This window comes from uncultured Duncaniella sp., from assembly GCF_910578445.1.
In the GTDB taxonomy this organism is placed as follows: Bacteria; Bacteroidota; Bacteroidia; order Bacteroidales; family Muribaculaceae; genus Duncaniella.
In genome coordinates, this window is sequence record NZ_CAJTQC010000064.1 from 1 (window position 1) to 1,238 (window position 1,238).

Below are 1,238 nucleotides of genomic sequence, written 5' to 3' on the forward strand. Positions count from 1 at the left end.
GGTCCCCATGCTTTTACATCTAAAGACTGGATAGTTCGTTGGGGCGGTGAAACCGACCCCGTGTTTGCGACGAGAGTGCAAAAGATGTAGTTCCTGACAAAAGATTTGATAATATGACATACATAGGCATCGACATCAGCAAAGCGACTTTTGTAGCAGCCTTCCTTCACGGGAAAAGCTACCGTACCGAGACCTTCCCAAATGATGCTAAAGGCATCCGCAGGTTCATCTCGAAGCTTGACCCTGCCATCCACCACTGCGTGATGGAGGCGACAGGCAACTACTGTTTCCTCCTTCTTTATCTTCTTGACAAGTCGGGCATCCGGGCAAGCCTCATCAATCCGAAGAAGATTAAGAACTATGCCCGCGTGATGATGTCCGTAACCAAGACGGATTCCAAAGACGCTTGTCTCATTGCCGATTTCGGGGAGAGGTTCAAGCCTGAACCCTATAAGTTCCCATCAGAACAGATAATGATTCTGAAGCAGAAGAAAACAGTCCTGCGTCAACTCCAGAAGCAACTGACAGCGACAAAGAATCTACTCTCATCGCTTGAACCTCTGCCGGTTAAGGACAAGAAGTGTGTCAATTCTCTTAAACAGACCATAACGTTCCTTGAGAAGCAGATCAAGTACATGCAGCAGGAAATGGAGGCGGTCGTGACCGAGGTGTTTGACAGGCAGCTGAAACTCCTTACCTCAATAAAGGGTATCGGGGTCACACTTGCCACAGCGCTGATTATAGCCACCGGAGGCTTTACCTACTTCGACAATGCCAAGCAGTTGTCCCGCTTTATCGGTATCTGTCCAACAATAGAGCAGTCCGGCACGAGCATAAACATCCGGGGACATATCAACCGTAACGGTGATGAGACTCTGCGTTCAATGCTTTATGTGGCGGCATGGTCAGCAAGTCAGCACAACAAGGCGTGCAAGGAATGCTACCAACGATTACGAGGCAATGGAAAATCCGGCAAGGTTGCCATGATTGCCGTAGCAAACAAACTCGTCAGACAGGCTTTTGCTGTTGTGACATCCAATAAGTCATATATAAACGGTTTCGTTTCTACGAAACCTGATGCCACCGTCTGAACACTTCCTCTCTCCTTCTGGCGAGGGGATGCCCCAGCGGCGGGGGCGGCCTAAACCGCCCCCAAGAGCGGACGGAGGCATGACTATTCTCAAATAATCTAAGGTGGATGTAATTTTTGCCTCATTTTATTTGGATTTTAATATAGT

The 1,238-nt window shown here is 48.5% G+C and carries 1 protein-coding gene; it reads left to right on the forward strand.

The annotated features are described in order from the left end of the window. Nucleotides 1-113 precede the first annotated feature (113 nt). Nucleotides 114-1,091, forward strand: coding sequence for an IS110 family transposase (locus QZ311_RS12285; protein ID WP_297068503.1), 978 nt, complete (start codon nucleotides 114-116; stop codon nucleotides 1,089-1,091). The last annotated feature ends 147 nt before the right edge of the window (nucleotides 1,092-1,238 follow it).

Bases quoted from the DNA above. Each gene is read 5' to 3' on its own strand.
- QZ311_RS12285 (WP_297068503.1), top strand. From the start codon at position 114: ATGACATACATAGGCATCGACATCAGCAAAGCGACTTTTGTAGCAGCC.